The organism is Chryseobacterium sp. HNCC26DJ238 (assembly GCF_057180465.1).
Map to the genome: position 1 here is coordinate 93342 of NZ_JBXUGI010000019.1, position 16251 is coordinate 109592.

General features: G+C 35.9%; 16 protein-coding genes. 6 read left to right on the forward strand and 10 right to left on the reverse strand.

Annotated features, from left to right (window positions below; translation table 11 throughout):
• Positions 1 to 95: 95 nt before the first annotated feature.
• The gene (gene trmD / locus AC2A07_RS17075; RefSeq protein WP_484051377.1) at positions 96 to 770 is read right to left on the reverse strand and encodes a tRNA (guanosine(37)-N1)-methyltransferase TrmD; all 675 of its coding nucleotides are present in this window, start codon (positions 768 to 770) and stop codon (positions 96 to 98) included.
• Positions 767 to 2029, reverse strand: a complete 1263-nt coding sequence (locus AC2A07_RS17080; RefSeq protein WP_484051378.1) for an NAD(P)/FAD-dependent oxidoreductase — start codon at positions 2027 to 2029, stop codon at positions 767 to 769. The genes trmD and AC2A07_RS17080 overlap by 4 nt, the downstream gene beginning before the upstream one ends.
• Before the next feature lie 64 nt (positions 2030 to 2093).
• Here AC2A07_RS17080 and AC2A07_RS17085 point away from each other — a divergent pair, with 64 nt between their 5' ends.
• Complete coding sequence (locus AC2A07_RS17085) at positions 2094 to 2957, forward strand: glycoside hydrolase family 25 protein (protein ID WP_314495080.1); 864 nt, start codon at positions 2094 to 2096, stop codon at positions 2955 to 2957.
• 1 nt (position 2958) lies between these two features.
• Here the strand turns inward: AC2A07_RS17085 and AC2A07_RS17090 are convergent, their stop codons facing one another.
• The 5 genes from AC2A07_RS17090 to AC2A07_RS17110 form a co-directional block, all read right to left on the reverse strand.
• Positions 2959 to 3699: an alpha/beta fold hydrolase gene (locus tag AC2A07_RS17090; RefSeq protein WP_484051379.1), complete on the reverse strand. Its 741-nt coding sequence runs from the start codon at positions 3697 to 3699 to the stop codon at positions 2959 to 2961.
• A gap of 16 nt (positions 3700 to 3715) precedes the next feature.
• Positions 3716 to 4606 carry a carboxypeptidase-like regulatory domain-containing protein gene (locus AC2A07_RS17095; RefSeq protein ID WP_484051380.1) on the reverse strand — a complete coding sequence of 297 codons (891 nt, stop codon included), beginning with the start codon at positions 4604 to 4606 and terminating at the stop codon, positions 3716 to 3718.
• A 125-nt stretch (positions 4607 to 4731) separates the two neighbouring features.
• Positions 4732 to 5862: an 8-amino-7-oxononanoate synthase gene (locus AC2A07_RS17100; RefSeq protein ID WP_484051381.1), complete on the reverse strand. Its 1131-nt coding sequence runs from the start codon at positions 5860 to 5862 to the stop codon at positions 4732 to 4734.
• 43 nt (positions 5863 to 5905) lie between these two features.
• Positions 5906 to 6424, reverse strand: coding sequence for a DUF1761 domain-containing protein (locus AC2A07_RS17105; protein WP_484051382.1), 519 nt, complete (start codon positions 6422 to 6424; stop codon positions 5906 to 5908).
• An 80-nt stretch (positions 6425 to 6504) separates the two neighbouring features.
• Entirely contained in the window at positions 6505 to 7140 is a 636-nt protein-coding gene (locus tag AC2A07_RS17110; protein ID WP_314495087.1) for a hypothetical protein, read from the reverse strand.
• A gap of 68 nt (positions 7141 to 7208) precedes the next feature.
• Here AC2A07_RS17110 and AC2A07_RS17115 point away from each other — a divergent pair, with 68 nt between their 5' ends.
• Entirely contained in the window at positions 7209 to 9107 is a 1899-nt protein-coding gene (locus tag AC2A07_RS17115; RefSeq protein WP_484051383.1) for an ABC-F family ATP-binding cassette domain-containing protein, read from the forward strand.
• 31 nt (positions 9108 to 9138) lie between these two features.
• On the opposite strand, the gene AC2A07_RS17120 is transcribed toward AC2A07_RS17115, so the two are convergent.
• Positions 9139 to 9297 (reverse strand): hypothetical protein, encoded by a 159-nt coding sequence (locus AC2A07_RS17120; protein ID WP_314495090.1) that lies wholly within the window; start codon positions 9295 to 9297, stop codon positions 9139 to 9141.
• Between the two features lie 79 nt (positions 9298 to 9376).
• A complete protein-coding gene (locus AC2A07_RS17125; protein ID WP_484051384.1) occupies positions 9377 to 10435 on the reverse strand; it encodes a Gfo/Idh/MocA family oxidoreductase in 1059 nt (352 codons plus the stop codon).
• Between the two features lie 372 nt (positions 10436 to 10807).
• Between AC2A07_RS17125 and AC2A07_RS17130 the strand changes: the two genes are divergently transcribed.
• The 3 genes from AC2A07_RS17130 (at position 10808) to AC2A07_RS17140 (ending at position 14434) form a co-directional block, all read left to right on the forward strand.
• Positions 10808 to 13075, forward strand: a complete 2268-nt coding sequence (locus AC2A07_RS17130) for a TonB-dependent siderophore receptor (protein ID WP_484051385.1) — start codon at positions 10808 to 10810, stop codon at positions 13073 to 13075.
• Between the two features lie 93 nt (positions 13076 to 13168).
• The gene (locus AC2A07_RS17135) at positions 13169 to 13684 is read left to right on the forward strand and encodes a hypothetical protein (RefSeq protein WP_314495095.1); all 516 of its coding nucleotides are present in this window, start codon (positions 13169 to 13171) and stop codon (positions 13682 to 13684) included.
• Between the two features lie 159 nt (positions 13685 to 13843).
• Positions 13844 to 14434, forward strand: a complete 591-nt coding sequence (locus tag AC2A07_RS17140) for a hypothetical protein (RefSeq protein ID WP_484051386.1) — start codon at positions 13844 to 13846, stop codon at positions 14432 to 14434.
• Positions 14435 to 14536: 102 nt separating this feature from the next.
• Here AC2A07_RS17140 and AC2A07_RS17145 read toward each other — a convergent pair whose 3' ends face one another.
• Positions 14537 to 15172, reverse strand: a complete 636-nt coding sequence (locus tag AC2A07_RS17145) for a peroxiredoxin (RefSeq protein ID WP_484051387.1) — start codon at positions 15170 to 15172, stop codon at positions 14537 to 14539.
• A gap of 97 nt (positions 15173 to 15269) precedes the next feature.
• Between AC2A07_RS17145 and AC2A07_RS17150 the strand changes: the two genes are divergently transcribed.
• Entirely contained in the window at positions 15270 to 16160 is an 891-nt protein-coding gene (locus AC2A07_RS17150) for a mechanosensitive ion channel family protein (RefSeq protein ID WP_484051388.1), read from the forward strand.
• Positions 16161 to 16251: the final 91 nt, after the last annotated feature.

Here is a 16251-nt window from a genome sequence, read left to right on the forward strand (position 1 = left end):
ATGAAAATTATACCTTTATTTATATTAAAAAGTAGAAGTTCATAAACCTGTAAACGATTGCACAATGATAATGAAAAAATTTTGACAAATTAACCTTATTGAAGTAAATCAGGGCGTTTTTTCTGAGTAATTCTTATGGCCTCTTCATGTCTCCATTCCTCAATTTTACCAAAATTTCCGCTCAAAAGAATTTTAGGAACTTCCAAACCTTTATAATTTTCAGGCCGTGTAAAAATAGGTGGTGCAAGGAGATTGTCCTGAAAACTGTCGGTAAGCGCACTCTGCTCATCATTCAGGACTCCGGGAACTAACCGGATGATAGAATCTGCCAAGACGCAGGCCGCCAACTCTCCCCCTGTCAGAACAAAGTCTCCTATAGAAATTTCTTTAGTTATATGTAAATCACGTACTCGCTGATCAATCCCTTTGTAATGTCCACATAGAAAAATAAGATTATTTTTAATAGAAAGAGAATTGGATATCTTTTGATTCAGTGTCTCACCATCGGGAGTCAGATAAATAATTTCGTCATAATCACGTTGGGATTTAAGTTCAGAAATACATTTATCAATCGGTTCAATCATCATCACCATTCCAGCTCCGCCACCATAAGGTTCATCATCGATCTGTCTGTGTTTATTGATTGACCAGTCTCTTAACTGATGAAAATACACTTCTACCAGACCCTTATCCACTGCTCTTTTTAAAATAGAAGTTCTGAACGGACTTTCCATTAATTCTGGAAGTACGCTTATTATATCAATTCTCATTGCTGCGTATTATTTTTTTTACTTGGTGAAATGATCAGACGGAGTGATGAATCTTTATTAAAATAGCTCCACATCCAGTTGAAAAAGATCGCCAGTTTATTTCGAACACTCAAAATAAGCATTAAATGTAAAAACATCCAAAAATACCATGCTAAAAATCCCTGGAATTTTATAAACGGTAAATCAACAACCGCCCTGTGCTTACCTATTGTTGCGAGTGAACCCTGATCTTTATACTCATATTCGGTCCATTCATCTATACTTTTCTTTAAGAAATTTTTTCCTAAATTTTTAGCCTGGTTGATAGCAACATTCGCTACCTGCGGATGTCCCTGAGGATATTTCGGTGTTTCCATGTAAGAAATATCACCTAAAGCATATATATTTTCGTATCCCTTGATTTTGTTAAAACGATCTACTATGTACCTGTTTCTGACGAGTTTTTCTGAAGGGAAACCATCAATGACATTTCCTACAACTCCGGCTGCCCAGATGACATTGTTTGAAGGAATTTGTTTTCCGCTTTTCAAATATACTTTATCGCCATCGTATTCAGTAACGACTTCTCCGCTCATGAATTCCACACCGAGATCTTTCAGGTACTTCTCGGATTTTTCCTGTGCCTCAGGGCTCATTACGGCTAAAGGTTTAGCAGTAGAGCTTACGAGAATTATTTTCAGCTGGTCAAAATTCATGTAAGGATAATCCCGGGGAAGTATTTCTTTTTTCATTTCTGAAAAAGCTCCTGCAAGTTCAACTCCGGTGGGTCCGCTTCCAACAATGACAATATTCCAGTTTCCATCATCACTGCGGCTTTTTTCGAGAATCAGTTTTTCAAAAGTCAACAGTACATGATTCCGTATCCCGATGGCTTCCTGGGTGTTCTTCATTCCGAAAGCTTTGCTCTCCATATCTTTGTTTCCAAAGAAATTGGTTTTGCACCCTGTAGCAATAATCAGTTTATCATAGGTAAATTCAGCTTCATCGGTAATCACCTTATTTTGGGATGGTATGATCTCTTTAACTTCTGTTAAGCGAAACTGTGTATTTCTGGATTCCTGAAAGATCTTACGGAAAGGAAAGGAAATATTTGAAGGCTCTATCCTGCCACATGCCACCTGATAGAAAAGCGGCTGAAACATGTGATGGTTGACTTTATCGAGAACAATTACTTTTTTATTTTTATTGTTTAATGTTTTCGCAAGCTGCAGCCCCGCAAAACCTCCTCCGATGATGATGATCTTTTCGCGTGTTTCCATGTATACAAATTTACTTATTTTATTTAGCATTTTAAGGCTTAAAAAGTTAGTTTTGCAAAACTTTATGAGCCCAAAGAAGTACACCAAAAAAACTGCCAAAATCATCCATAAAAACCGTCGGAAGAACTATTTTTTCCGCCGAAAAATCGTTTTGGGATTATTGATTATTGCATTGTTCGGAACGGGACTATACCTTAAGCAGTCAATCAGTTATTATTATGCTTTATATTTCAACAAATTCACGCATAAAAAGCTTCATAACAGTGAAAAAGAAACGGTAAGAATACAGAAGATCATCAGTAACAATCTGGATAAAACGTATGGTTTTGATATTTCTCATTATCAGAATAAAGAGGATATCAGGTGGGACAGTTTAAGTATTGGCAATAAAACTATTCCGCTTGAATTTGTGGTGATGCGTGCGACCATGGGAAACCGGAGTGCAGACAATCATTTTAACGAATTCTGGCAGCAGGCAAAAAAACACAACCTGATTCGGGGAGCTTATCATTTTTACAGGGCAGATGAAGATCCTGTAATTCAGGCAAATAATTTCCTTGAAAATGTAAAGCTTGAAAGCGGCGACCTTCCTCCGATTTTAGATATTGAAAAAATTCCCAAAAGAAAATCAAACAGGGATCTTATTGAGGACCTGAAGATGTGGTGCAAAATTGTTGAAGAAACTTACGGTGAAAAACCCATTATCTACACCTACTATCATTATTACAAAGATTTCCTGAAAGGCGAATTTGATGATTATCCGCTATGGCTGGCAAATTACAATGACGTCCCTACTCCGTCACCTGATGACCAGTGGGATTTCTGGCAGTTCAGTGAAAACGGAATCGTTCATGGAATCAATACCAAAGTGGATCTGGATGTTTTTAATGGCGGAACATGGTCACTAAAGAGACTGACTCTGGACTGAATTATTTCTCTAAAAATTCAATAATATCTTTAGTCAGCTGATCTGCGTTCTCAAACGGGATCATATGCGTTGCATCTTCGTAAATTTTCAGCTTTGCATTTGGAATCTGCTTTGAGAGTAATTCAGAATGTTCAGGTTTGATGACATCTTTTTCTCCGGCAATCACCAAAACTTCAGATTGAATTTTATTCAAATCTTTATTTGAAATATTGGGTTCCTTCACCATCAGTTTAAGCAGTCTTCTTTCGTTAAATTTTTCCGGTTTGTTTTCATACTGCATGGCTTTCAGGCTCACTCTGAAATTGCTTACCAATTCGTTATCTACGCCATCAACAGATGCATTGGCTCCGATGGTCATTAATTTATTTAAATGTTCAGGAAATTTCAGCGCAAATTCAAGTCCGGTGTTTCCACCGTCGCTCCAGCCTGCGATGTTTACTTTTTTTAAGCCCAGATCATCAATTAAAGCTTTCATATCATCTGCAAAAATTTTATAGGTAAAATCCTTTTCGGTTTTATCGATGCTTTTCCCCTGTGCTCTTGTGTCAACAGCAATCACCTTAAAATACTTTGCAAGTTCCGGAATCTGCTGATAAAAATCTCTGATGCTTCCAGAGTTTCCGTGGAGCATAAGCAAAGGTTCGCCTTCTCCGTAGGTTTCGTAGTATAAATCTGCATCCTTCAGTTTTAAAACTTTTCCTGCAGCCCCATTTTTCCCGTACATTGATTGTTCAGCTTCCATTTGATATTTGCTTACGTCATAAAAAAAGATTTGACAGACTGCTGTCGTTGTCATGCTCTCCCTGAATTTCATTTTTTCCGTTTTTATCAACTTTCACATCGATGTTGATGGCAGGTGCCGCAATGGTCATTTTTTTCCATTCACCATAAAATTTTCTGACATAACCAGTTCTGAAAAGCGCCGCACTGATATTCAGTCTTCCTTCAAACTCTTTTAGAAACTGAATTCCGACAAAAAACTTACCCTGCAGCCAAATATTTTTATCATTAACATCTAAAGTAAAGGTATCATCTATAATTTTATCCCTGGTCAGCTCCACCGTAATTTCTTCATCCAAAATACTCTCTCCAGGTAAACCATTTTTCTCATTGTAAATGGTGTAGCGCATCATTATCGGCCGGTCTGCAGTAAAACTTGCAATATTCAGGTGAATGTTTTTGATCTTTGATTTCTTACTGGCCTTAAATTCTAAAGCCGTTTCACCTAAAAAATCATCTTTGCTCAGGTCAGGCTTTACAGCATACATTACACTTTTTGTTTTCGTATTGACGCCCCAGTTTTTATCAACCAGTTTTTTAGGGACAATTTTCACTTCCTGAATATTTCTGAATTTTTCTTTCAGATAAATTTTCCGGTCATTTTGTTTTGCGAAATCCTGAACGGTTTCTGTATAGCTTTCGTAACCTGCCACATTGATTCTGACTTTAGCAGCAGGATCTACCTTAGCAAGATCGATAGAGAACTTTCCTTTTTCATCGCTGATGCTTCCCACATTTTCTTTTTCAACACCTACTTTCACATAGGGAATCGGAGAATTTTCTTCTTTGGACAAGACCGTTCCCGAAATTACCTGAGCATGGAGCCCAACTGCAGCAAATAAGAGAATAAAAATACTGAGTTTCTTCATAATAAAAGTTTGATGCAAAAATCAATATTTCAGCACAGAAATTTTCTTAAAACCTTACTAAATTTGAATACTTTTTAGTTAAATAAAATTAAAAAATCACAACAATGTGAGCAGATTTATTAAAATCATTTAAACGGTTTCCTCTGAATCCATTCAAAGGTTGGATTTAATGAGGCAAAAATTTTGGACATGAAGTGATTTATCAGAAAATTATTATGTTTTATCAATCCGAAAATCTCTACAGGTTGCGCACCGATTGTCGATTTTATCTCCAAAGCTGTTCTGCCGAAGATAATTCGGTTAAACTTTTTATGAATTCCAAATTCTACCATGTCCAAAAGCATATTCAGGTAGATTTGTTTTTCTTTTTGCAGATTTTTATCATAACCAAGAAAATAGGTATCAACGTCCTTGTTATTAAGAATTAAAGTATAGAAACCGATCAGCTTATCATTTAAATAATATCCAAAAACCCTGAAGTTTTCCTTTAAAGATTCTTTCATGCTTTCAAAGTGATTTTCGGTGAGAAAAAAAGTATTGAAAGGAGCATTTTCAGCAACATTCTGATACAGCACGTTCATCTCTTTCTGATGGAATTTAATGTCATCAAGATGCATTTCATTTTTTTCGATCCCGGAGATTTTTTTCCTGGAAGACTTGGCTCTCGTTCTGTATTTTGTGGAAAATGCATTCAGATAATCTTCGAAAGTCAGCCAGTTTTCTTTTAATTTTAAAATCATATTAGGCTGTACTGAAAAATTGTAGAATGACTGATGATTTTTGCCTTGAAAACAGGTAAAAAAATTCGCCTGGTAATCTTTGTAAATAATCAATGAGGTTTTGCCTTCCTGTTTTTGCATTTTGTCAACCGCTTTATCCAAAAGCGGAATTACCTCATCGATGGTGATTTTTGATGCATCAAAATAAAATCCGTTTTGTCCGGTCAGCATATTATTCCCCAGAATCATTACGTTTTTACTGAACTTTTTAGCCACGAAATTTTTCAATTTACATAAAGCTTCATCTTTCTGAAAAGTCCTATGCTCAATAAAATTTAAATATTGAAATAATGCACCGCCAATTAATTCTTCATCATCAAAAAAACCCACATAGAAACATCTCATATTTTCAGGACACGAAGCTTCTAAAGTCACAAAATATTCTGTAGACAGCATGATATTATGCTGCCCGATTACCTCATTCCAATTAATCGGAATTTCTGACGAAGATTTGTATTTTTTTAAAGTATACGACATAAAAAAGGCTACCAACGTAGCCTATATTTTAGATTTCAGTTTTTCACTTTGGTGTCACAAGATTAAATCCATCGATCGCATACCAACCGCAGATAATTCCACCCATTATGGTGGTAGTAATCATCCAGTATCCTGTATTGATGAAAATATACTTCCAAGATTTTCTTTCAAACATTGCATTAATGGCAATTAAAGGAAAAGTAAAAAAGACTCCTGCAATCAATGAATGTAGAGCACCATGGCCGAATGACCTGAAAGCTGTTCCGTAGTCATTCATAAATGCAGTATAAGATGGCTTTGCTAAACGTTCATCACCGCCAATCATTCCTACGGCGCCAAACTGGTGAATCGTTACCATCTGGAGAAAGAAACCAATCAGGATTGATAAAATAATGGAAACAATAAACACCATTCCCATGTTTGCGCCTTTCATTTTTTCTTCTGTAAGGCCACACTCTCTCATCCAGGCTTTACCAAAAACTTTTGGATTGTACCAGATAAATCCCATGATCAACGGGACTAAAGAAGCAAAAAGTATTGCCAGAAAGTTAATTTGAATCATTGTTATACTATTAGTTTTGATGTCTCAAATCTACATTAAAAATTAATGTTAGCAAATTGATAAGTTAATACATAATTTTTCTAAAAAATATTCCGCAACCCAGACAACAGCATTTCTATATTTTTTAAAATATCTTCAGGAAATATGATGTAGTGATGTATAATTTGAGGAATAGCCGATAAAAGACTTAAAACAACAGCAAACACCGGAACCGCTAAGTATAATACAATTGGGAATTTTAGCTTCACAGAAAACTTTTTTATCATTGCAGACCATATTGTTTTAATTCGCTGTCTGTCATTCCACAAAATCAGAAAGCAAAGAAAAAAGTAGAAAATAAATCTATACGTAAATGCTGTTCCCATCGCACTATCCATAAAACTAATATCCATCAGTACAATATTTGCTGCGACAGGAATAAAGAACACCACACCAAATATAGCGGTCGATTCAAACAGCAAAAGTATCCCTGTAATAATTTGAAGTATTCCTACAACTGTTTTAAAAGGCTCATGATCAAATAAAAACCACATGATCGTAAACAAAGGCGAGTCTTTTAACGGAATCAGTAAATCATTAGCTGAAACTCCAAACTGATTACCCTCAAGTTTACTGTAACCATATCCTATAAAAGTATAAGCCAATAAAAATCTTGCGACTAAAGTGAAATAATCCCAATATCTTTTTTTAGGAATCGTACGTAATTTTGCTATCATATTTTTAAGGTTTAAATTTTGTACTTTTGCCGCTCGATTCAACTTACAATCAAAAGCCTCACATTATCATGAATTACGTTTCTGTCGAAAACCTTACCAAATCATATGGCGTCAAAACTTTGTTTAAAAATGTCTCATTTCACATCAACGAAGGTGACAAAATAGCCATCGTTGCCAAAAACGGAAGCGGTAAATCTACTTTGCTGAAAATTTTAATGGGGAAAGAAATCGCAGACAGCGGCTCAGTAGTTATCAATAAAGATATTCAGGTGGTTTTGTTCGATCAGGAAATTGATTTTGAATCTGATTTGACGATTGAGGAATTTATGATGACCTTAGATTCAGCTCCGATCAATGCTTTGAAAAATTATCACAAATCTCTATTGTCAGACAATGCTGATTTCATGGAAAATGCTTTGGCTGAAATGGAGGTTCATAAAGCATGGGATCTGGAAAACGAAATGACCCAGATTCTTTCCCAGCTGAAAATCACGGATCTTGATGCAAAAATGGGAATGTTATCCGGCGGACAGATCAAAAGAGTTGCATTGGCAAAACTTTTGACCGAAACAAGAGCAGAACACCGTCACACGCTTTTGATTATGGATGAGCCCACCAACCACCTTGATGTGGAAATGGTAGAATGGTTAGAAAATTATTTAAACAAAGCAAAAATCACGCTTCTTCTGGTAACTCACGACCGTTACTTCCTTGATGCAGTCTGCGGAATTATCTGGGAAATGGAGGATCAGAATTTATACGTTCATCAAGGTGCTTATGCGACTTATCTTGAAAACAAGATGATTCGTGAAGATAATATGAATGCAACCATCGATAAAGCCAACAATCTTTACAGAAAGGAGCTGGAGTGGATGCGAAGACAGCCCAAAGCAAGAACAACAAAATCCAAATCCAGACAGGATGACTTTTACGAAACTGAAAAAATAGCTAAAACAGATACCCGTAAAGAAAAATTGGAGCTTGATTTTGAAATGAAAAGATTGGGTAACAAAATTCTCGAGCTTAGAGACATCTCTAAAAGTTATGGTGATAAATTACTGCTGAAAGATTTCAGTTATTCATTTCAAAGAGGAGAGAAAGTAGGAATTGTCGGAAAAAACGGTGCCGGAAAATCTACGTTACTGAATATCATTCAGGGATTTGAGCCAAAAGATGCCGGAGAAATCGAAACCGGGGAAACGATCAAATTTGGATATTTCTCTCAGAAGGGGCTGAAGTATAAGGAAGAAGAAAGAGTTATTGATTTCATTAAAGATATTTCAGAAAATTTTCCGTTAGCCAACGGAAGAACGATTACGGCGTCACAGTTTCTGAGATTATTCTTATTTGATGACCAAACACAGTATTCGCCCATTTCAAAGCTTTCAGGTGGAGAAAAAAGAAGACTGCATCTGATGTATATTCTTTATCAAAATCCAAACTTTCTGATTTTTGATGAGCCCACAAATGACCTCGACCTTCCTACTTTGACCGTTCTTGAAAATTTCCTTTTAAATTTTCAGGGAAGTTTAATTATCGTTTCCCACGACAGGTATTTTATGGACAGGATCGTTGACCATATTTTAGCATTTGAAGGAGAAGGAAAGATTAAAGATTTTATCGGAAACTTTTCAGAATACAGAGAGAATAAAAAGCTGGAAGACGGAAATCAAAAAAATGAAGATAAAAAAGCAAAAACGGTAGTTGAGAAAATCATTGAAAAACCAATAGAAATAATTGTTTCAAAACCACAGCCTCCAAAAAAGAAATTATCATTCAAAGAACAGCGGGAGTTGGAAACAATTGAAAAAGAAATTCCTGAGTTTGAAGAAAAGAGAGCCGCGATTTTAGAGCAGCTTACCAACGAATCGGATTATGATACAATTTCAAGACTTTCTGCCGATCTTGAAAGTCTTTCTGAAAAACTTGAAAACCACGAAATGAGATGGCTGGAGCTTCAGGACTAAATATAAAAATTAAAAAGTTAGATATTATTATCTAACTTTTTTTTATCATCGTAAAAATACTGTAAAGCAGAAAGGCAATTCCCAGCAGAAGAAATCCATATCTGAGAAATCTGCTGTCATCAACCAATGTCAGGCTGATGACCACAAATAAAAGACCTATCACAGTAAAACTTGAACTTCTTTTTTTCATATTTTATTCTAATTAATTATAACCGCATAAAAATTTCAGTATATGCTGAAAAGACACGGTTTCAGATTTTACGGTTAATTTAACTTAAATCTAAAATTTTACCTTTGGCGGAGCTTTCCAGCGCAGCTTCGATGATTTTCATATTCTGAATAACTTCATTTCCTAAAGACGGCAGAGCATATCCAAAAACAATATGCTCGTAAATCTGCTGGTAATAATTCATATAGTTTCCCGATTGGCTGGAGGTCGTAATCCTTTTGGATTCTGAGTTTTCATCAATATAATTCAGGATTCCGTCAGACTCTGTCAGAGGCTGCATCCATTCTTCTCCATACAAAGGCACTGCTCCGGCTGCCAGTTGGTTTTCCTGGTCATCGGTCCGCTCCTGCAGAAAACTCCCTTTATTACCATGAATTTTATAGGCAAAATGATCTTCTTTTGTAAAGACGGAAGATTTCAATCTCAGTCTCAGATCATTTTTATAATACAGCAGAATTTCAAAATAATCATTGGCAAATTCTTCCCCCTTCATTGAAAATACATCTGCAAATAACTTTTCCGGAAAGCCAAAGAGCTGCACGGCCTGATCTACAAGATGGGAACCAAGGTCATGAACAGAGCCCGAACCTGTTTGTTCAGGGTTTTCTTTGTGTTCTTTTCCGCTGGCTTCTGTACGGAATCTGTCAAAACGGATTTCCACTTCTCTGACAACCCCCAGCTTTCCCTCAGCAATAATTTTCTGAACCTGGAGATAATCTCGGTCAAATCTTCTGTTTTGATAGACACTCAAAAAAAGATTTTTATCCTCAGCGAGCTTTACCAATTCTTCAGCTTCAGAAACAGTAACGGTAAAGGGCTTTTCAACAATCACATTTTTACCTGCTTCCAATACCATTTTTGTAAATTCAAAATGAGTCTGAACAGGAGTATTGACAACGACCACATCAAGATCAGCACCTTGAAGCATTTCTTCTACAGAACGGTAGATAACTGCATCAGGATATTTATCTTTTGATTCTTCTTTTGATCTTTCTACAATTGCAGACATTAAAAAACCGGGATGTTCTCTCAAAAATGGTGCATGAAAAATTTTCCCGCTCATTCCAAAGGCACAGAGACCTACTTTTACCAATTGCATACTTTTATTTTTAACAAATATATTTATAAAAAGCATTCAATTAAACACATTAGAATGTTTTTAGCGTTCAAAATTGAAAACATGAAAAGTATATCAAAAAATAAAGATTTTAAAATAACCTGTAATCCTTTATCCATAAACGAAAAAAAAGTTAAAGTGTATGATTACTTCATATAAATTGATTTCAAACAGATCATATAAAAAAACAACCGAATTTTAAACAAATACCAGTTGATTATTCAATTATTAATCAACAATTTTCATACATCGTAAACATGATAAAAATCAATTATTTTATTTTTAATAATTCTAAATAATAATAACTTATAGTTTACATTTGCGGCATCTAATTCTATTTCAAAAATCTAAACCATGAAAAAAAGGATTTTTTCCTTAGGACTTATAGCGCTTACAGCATCGGTGAGTGCACAGATGAGAAACAATTCTGAATCTGATACCGTCAGAGTTCAAACTATTGAAGATGTGAATCTCCATAAAACAGGAAATCCAAATAATGCCACTCCACTATCTACCAAATCAAATCTTACGGTAATGGAAACACCTCAGCCCATCGCAATAGTTACGCATGAGATTATCGAACAGCAGCAGGCAAAACAATTGGGTGATGTACTACAGAATGTAAACGGGATATATATAACTTCTTCCAGAGGAAATTCTCAGGACAGCTTTGGAGGTCGTGGTTTCATTTTAGGAAATGATAATATTTTTAAGAATGGAGGCAGAATCAACAGTGGCGTATTTCCTGAAGTAACCGGTCTGGAAAGAGTTGAAGTATTAAAAGGTGCCAATGCAATGCTTTACGGAAATACCGCTGCAGGAGGAATTATTAATATGATTACCAAGAAGCCGAAGTTCAACTTTGGAGGAAGTGTCGGAATGAACGCAGGAAGCTGGAATTCTTACAAACCAACTGTAGACATTTATGGGCCTCTATCACAAAATATCGCATTCAGGGTAAACGGAGCCTATGAATATGCTGAGAGTTTCAGAGATGTGGTGCAGTCAGAGAAATATTATTTCAATCCTTCCTTTTTATTTAACTTAAGCAGCAGATCTCAGCTGATCGTTGAAGCAGACTATCTTAAGAATAATTTCACTCCGGATTTTGGAATCGGTGCTATTACAAATCCTGATCAGAGTTTTAAACTGAATGACTTACTTCCCAGAAATGCATTCCTGGGAACTGAATGGCAGTATCAGAATGTAGAACAGGTTTCAACCAATGTAACTTTTAATCATCAGTTCAACAGCAAATGGACTTTGAATGCGATGGCATCATATCAGAATTACACCAAAGATTACTTTTCAACCGAAAGAGCGCAGTGGAGTTATGAGAAAAATACCAATCGCTTAGCCTGGGCTACAAGAAATTTAAACCGGACATACAACGAGCAGAATTACACCAGCTTACAGGCTAACATCAACGGTGATTTTAATACCGGGGCAATCAATCACAAAGTTTTAATCGGAGCCGATGCTGATTATGGTGCTGCAGATTCTTACACTTATTACAACCCTGCTATCAGTGACGCAAAAAAAGCTGCCTTCGGAACCTCTTATATTTATGGTGCAAACGGAGGAACGGGTTCACTGTACTTAGATGACCCTTCCACATGGAATGGAGGACAGATGCCCAATGCTGAAAAACTTGAGAAGAACAGAATCAATACAAGAAGAATCGGAGTCTATGCACAGGATTTTGTGAGTCTGACGAATCAATTTAAAGTTATCGCAGGATTACGTTGGTCTTATATAGAAAATATGCCAACGATCAATACAAAGTTTAGAACCAATTCAAAATCATTTACCAATAATACAGCTACTTCTGACCAGGCAGTTTCCCCTAAAGTCGGCATTATCTATATGCCTGATGAAAATCTTTCAGCGTTTGCCACCTATACCAATTCCTTTGTAGCAAATACAGGTATTACCAGAGACGGAACAACACTGACACCTACCCATATAGATCAGTATGAAGTGGGATTGAAGAAAAATTTATGGAACAATGCTTTAGCTTTTAACATCACAGCTTATCAGATTCTATATAGAAATTATTACCAGAATGCTCTTGATGACAAAGGAAATCCTGTAGACCCCAACGGTCTGACAAAAGATTTCGCCGGAAAAATGCGAAGCAGAGGTGTAGAGCTGGATATTACCGGTAATCCTACTGAGAACATTTCTATAATCGGGGGGATCTCATATAACAATTCAGTCTATTTAGACACTCCTGAAATTTTCGGGTATGTAGAAGATCAGCGACTGGTAAGAACTCCGGCTACGACAGCCAATGCATCGGTTTTTTATAAATTCACAAAATACATCAAAGGATTAAAAATTGGTGCTGGTGCTTATTACATCGGTAACAGATTAGCGGGATGGAACGACACAAAGACAGGAGCAAACAGTTTAACGGTAAGAAACGGAGTAAGCAGAATCTTTGAGCTTAATGATTACACGACTGTCTCACTATCTGCAGGATATGACTGGAAGAAATTTTCTATACAGGGAAAAGTGGGTAATTTGTTTGATGTCGTTAATTATAATGTTCATGAAAATTATTCTGTAAACCCTATTACACCAAGAAACTATTATTTTACATTAACGTACAGACTGTAAATTTTAGAATTTAATACTGAAAATTTCCTTATTCAAAGTGGAAGTTGCAATTTTGCAGCTTCCACTTTTGAAATTTAAAAAATACGACCGGATATGGATAAGATTAAAGATACAAGAAGTTTTATGAGAATTACCCATCGTTATTTGGGATACTTTATGGCAGGAATTATGCTCATTTATGCATTGAGCGGAATACTTCTGATCTACAGGGATACTGATTTTCTGAAAAAAGAAAAGCTGTATGATAAAGTGATTGCCAAAAATCTTTCAGAAAAAGAACTTGAAAAAGAACTGAAAATAAAAAATTTCGAAGTTAAAAAATCTGAAAATAATATTCTTTTCTTCAAAGAAGGAACTTATAATACAGTTACCGGACAGGCTACATATTCTAAGAAGGAACTGCCATTCGTTTTGGATAAAATGTCTAAGCTGCATAAAGCGAAGTCTGCAGATACCCTGTCGCCACTCAATGCATTCTTTGGAGTATGCCTTTTTTTCTTTGTTGTATCAAGCTTCTGGATGTTTAATACGAAAAGCAAGCCTTTCAGACGGGGTATAAAATTTGCTATTGCAGGCTTTGTGGTATCTATAATCCTTCTGTTTTTATAAATTTCCGAGGCATAATTTTAGTTAAAATGTTAATGTCTGACTGCTTACTTTAAACATGACTTTCACCCATAACGGGGTAACATGTAGTGTTGTGGCACATTTATTGAATTGAACTGCATATCAAAATAATTAACATTTAACTTATTAAAATTATAAATTATGAAAAAGCTAATTTTTACAGGAATATTAGCTGTTGCAGGATTGACAGCTACAGCAAACGCACAAATTCAAGAAGGAAACTGGATGGTTGGTAGTAGCTTAATATCAAGCAACTTTGGATTAAATACAGGAGCAGGTTATGATATCAAACTTCAGCCAAGAGCAGCATACTTCATCAAAGATAACGTTGCATTGGGGGGTTATGTTACTTTAGGTTTTTCTAAGCCGGGTGCAGGAGCATCAACTCAGTTTGATTATGGTGTTGGAGCATTAGGACGTTATTTTGTTTCACCGGGTGAAAAAGGAGTTGACAATTTATTAAACCACGGTAGATTTTTCTTAGAAGGTAACTTAGGTGTTGGTGGATTCAACGTTGAAAACGGAATCTCTACAACAGGATTAGACTTTGGTGTTGGTCCAGGTTATTCTTACTTTATTACTCCAAACATTGGTGTTGAAGGTTTAGTAAAATACAATGGTGTTACAGGTTTTGGTAATGAAGGATTGACTTCAAGAATCAGTTTCAATGTTGGTTTCAGTATCTATTTACCTTCATCTAAAGCAAAAGCAATTGCTAACGATGTAAAATAATCAAATATTAAACACAATATACAAAAGCGGCCCGGGAAATTTTCCGGGCCGCTTTCTTAAAATTAAAACTAAACTATATATAATAAATAAAAAAATCTAAGCCTATTGGTTAGGTTGTGGAGTATAACGTAGATACGGCTTAATCTCAGTAACCCCTTTTGGAAAAATACGCTCTGCTTCTTCCGTAGAAATAGAGGGTGGAATAATGACATCATCACCGTCGTACCAGTTTGCCGGAGTGGCAATTTTGTGGGAGTCTACCAATTGTAAAGAGTCTAATACCCGCAGTATTTCATTAAAATTTCTTCCTGTTGAAGCAGGATAAGTAATAATAAGTCTCACTTTTTTAGCCGGATCGATGATCAGCAGAGAACGTACGGTTGCTGTTAACGAGGCATTCGGATGTATAAAATCATACAGTTCAGAAACCTTTCTGTCCTGATCCGCAATAATCGGGAACTTTACTTCTGTATTCTGCGTTTCGTTAATATCCCTGATCCAGTTTTGATGATCTTCTACTCCATCTACACTGAGAGCAATTACTTTGGTATCTCTTTTATCAAAATCAGACTGCAGTTTTGAAGTGTATCCCAATTCAGTAGTGCAAACCGGAGTATAATCCGCAGGATGGGAAAATAATATTCCCCACGAATTTCCGAGATATTCATAAAAATCAATATTTCCTGCTGTAGAGGCTGCCTGAAAGTTGGGTGCGGTATCTCCTAGTTTAATTGACATAATATTTTGCTTTATTAGTCTACAAATTTAATAGACTTTTTGTTACTGGCAAAATTTTTGCATAAAAATTTATTTATAATTTCGAAAAAAATTTAATATGGAATACGGCTTAAGCTATGTAGATACGGTCTATAAAGTCTTACAAAATTGGTACATCGCATTTGCTAAGCTTACCCCTAAGCTCGTTGTGGGGATTATTGTCTTTATGTTTTTTTTACTGACCAGCAAATACCTCAGTAAACTGGCTGTAAAAATAATGCATAAGATTTTCCCCAACAGCAAACGAGAAGGATCCGTTATTACTTTTATCGGAATTTTCAGATTTATCATTATGATGATGGGATCCTTCATCGCCCTGGAAATTATGGGCTTCAGCGGATTCCTTTGGAAATTCATCGGAAGTCTTGGAGTTGCTGGGGTTATTGCCGGGGTTGCCCTGAAAGATCTGGTATCAAGTATTTTTTCCGGTATGCTCATCGGCATTGATAAAGCCTTTAAAGTCGGAGACTACATTACGATCGGAAATCATTCCGGAACCGTGCAGGATATTGGATTCTTAACAACCAAACTTATCACCGATGACGGAAAAAAGGCATATATTCCGAATCAGGTAATTTTTAATGCACCGTTTTATAATATTACCGCTTCCCCTCAGCGAAGAATTATTTTAGATTTTGAAATTCCGGCGGACGAAGACATTTCGAAAGCACAAAACGGAATCTTAGAGGTTATCAGGAATATTGAAAACATTGACAGGGCAGAAACTTCTGAGGTAAATTTCACCGATCTGAAGCAGGGAATTTTCACTATTCAGGCAAAATTCTGGATCAAAGCAGGCTCAAATATGATGCATATCAAAAGTGATGCATTAATGAAGATCAAAAAGCGTCTTGATACCGATGGTATTCCTTTGGTTACCCCGACAAGTATCAACATCACCAATACCTCTACGTCAGCAGACCAGCAAAAAGACAATATAAGACAGTAAAGTTTCATACCCCTGTCCCGTCCTAAAAATCCGATACAGATTATAGGTCAAAAATAATTAATTAAACCTGAGCAAAAACGTTTTGTTCAGT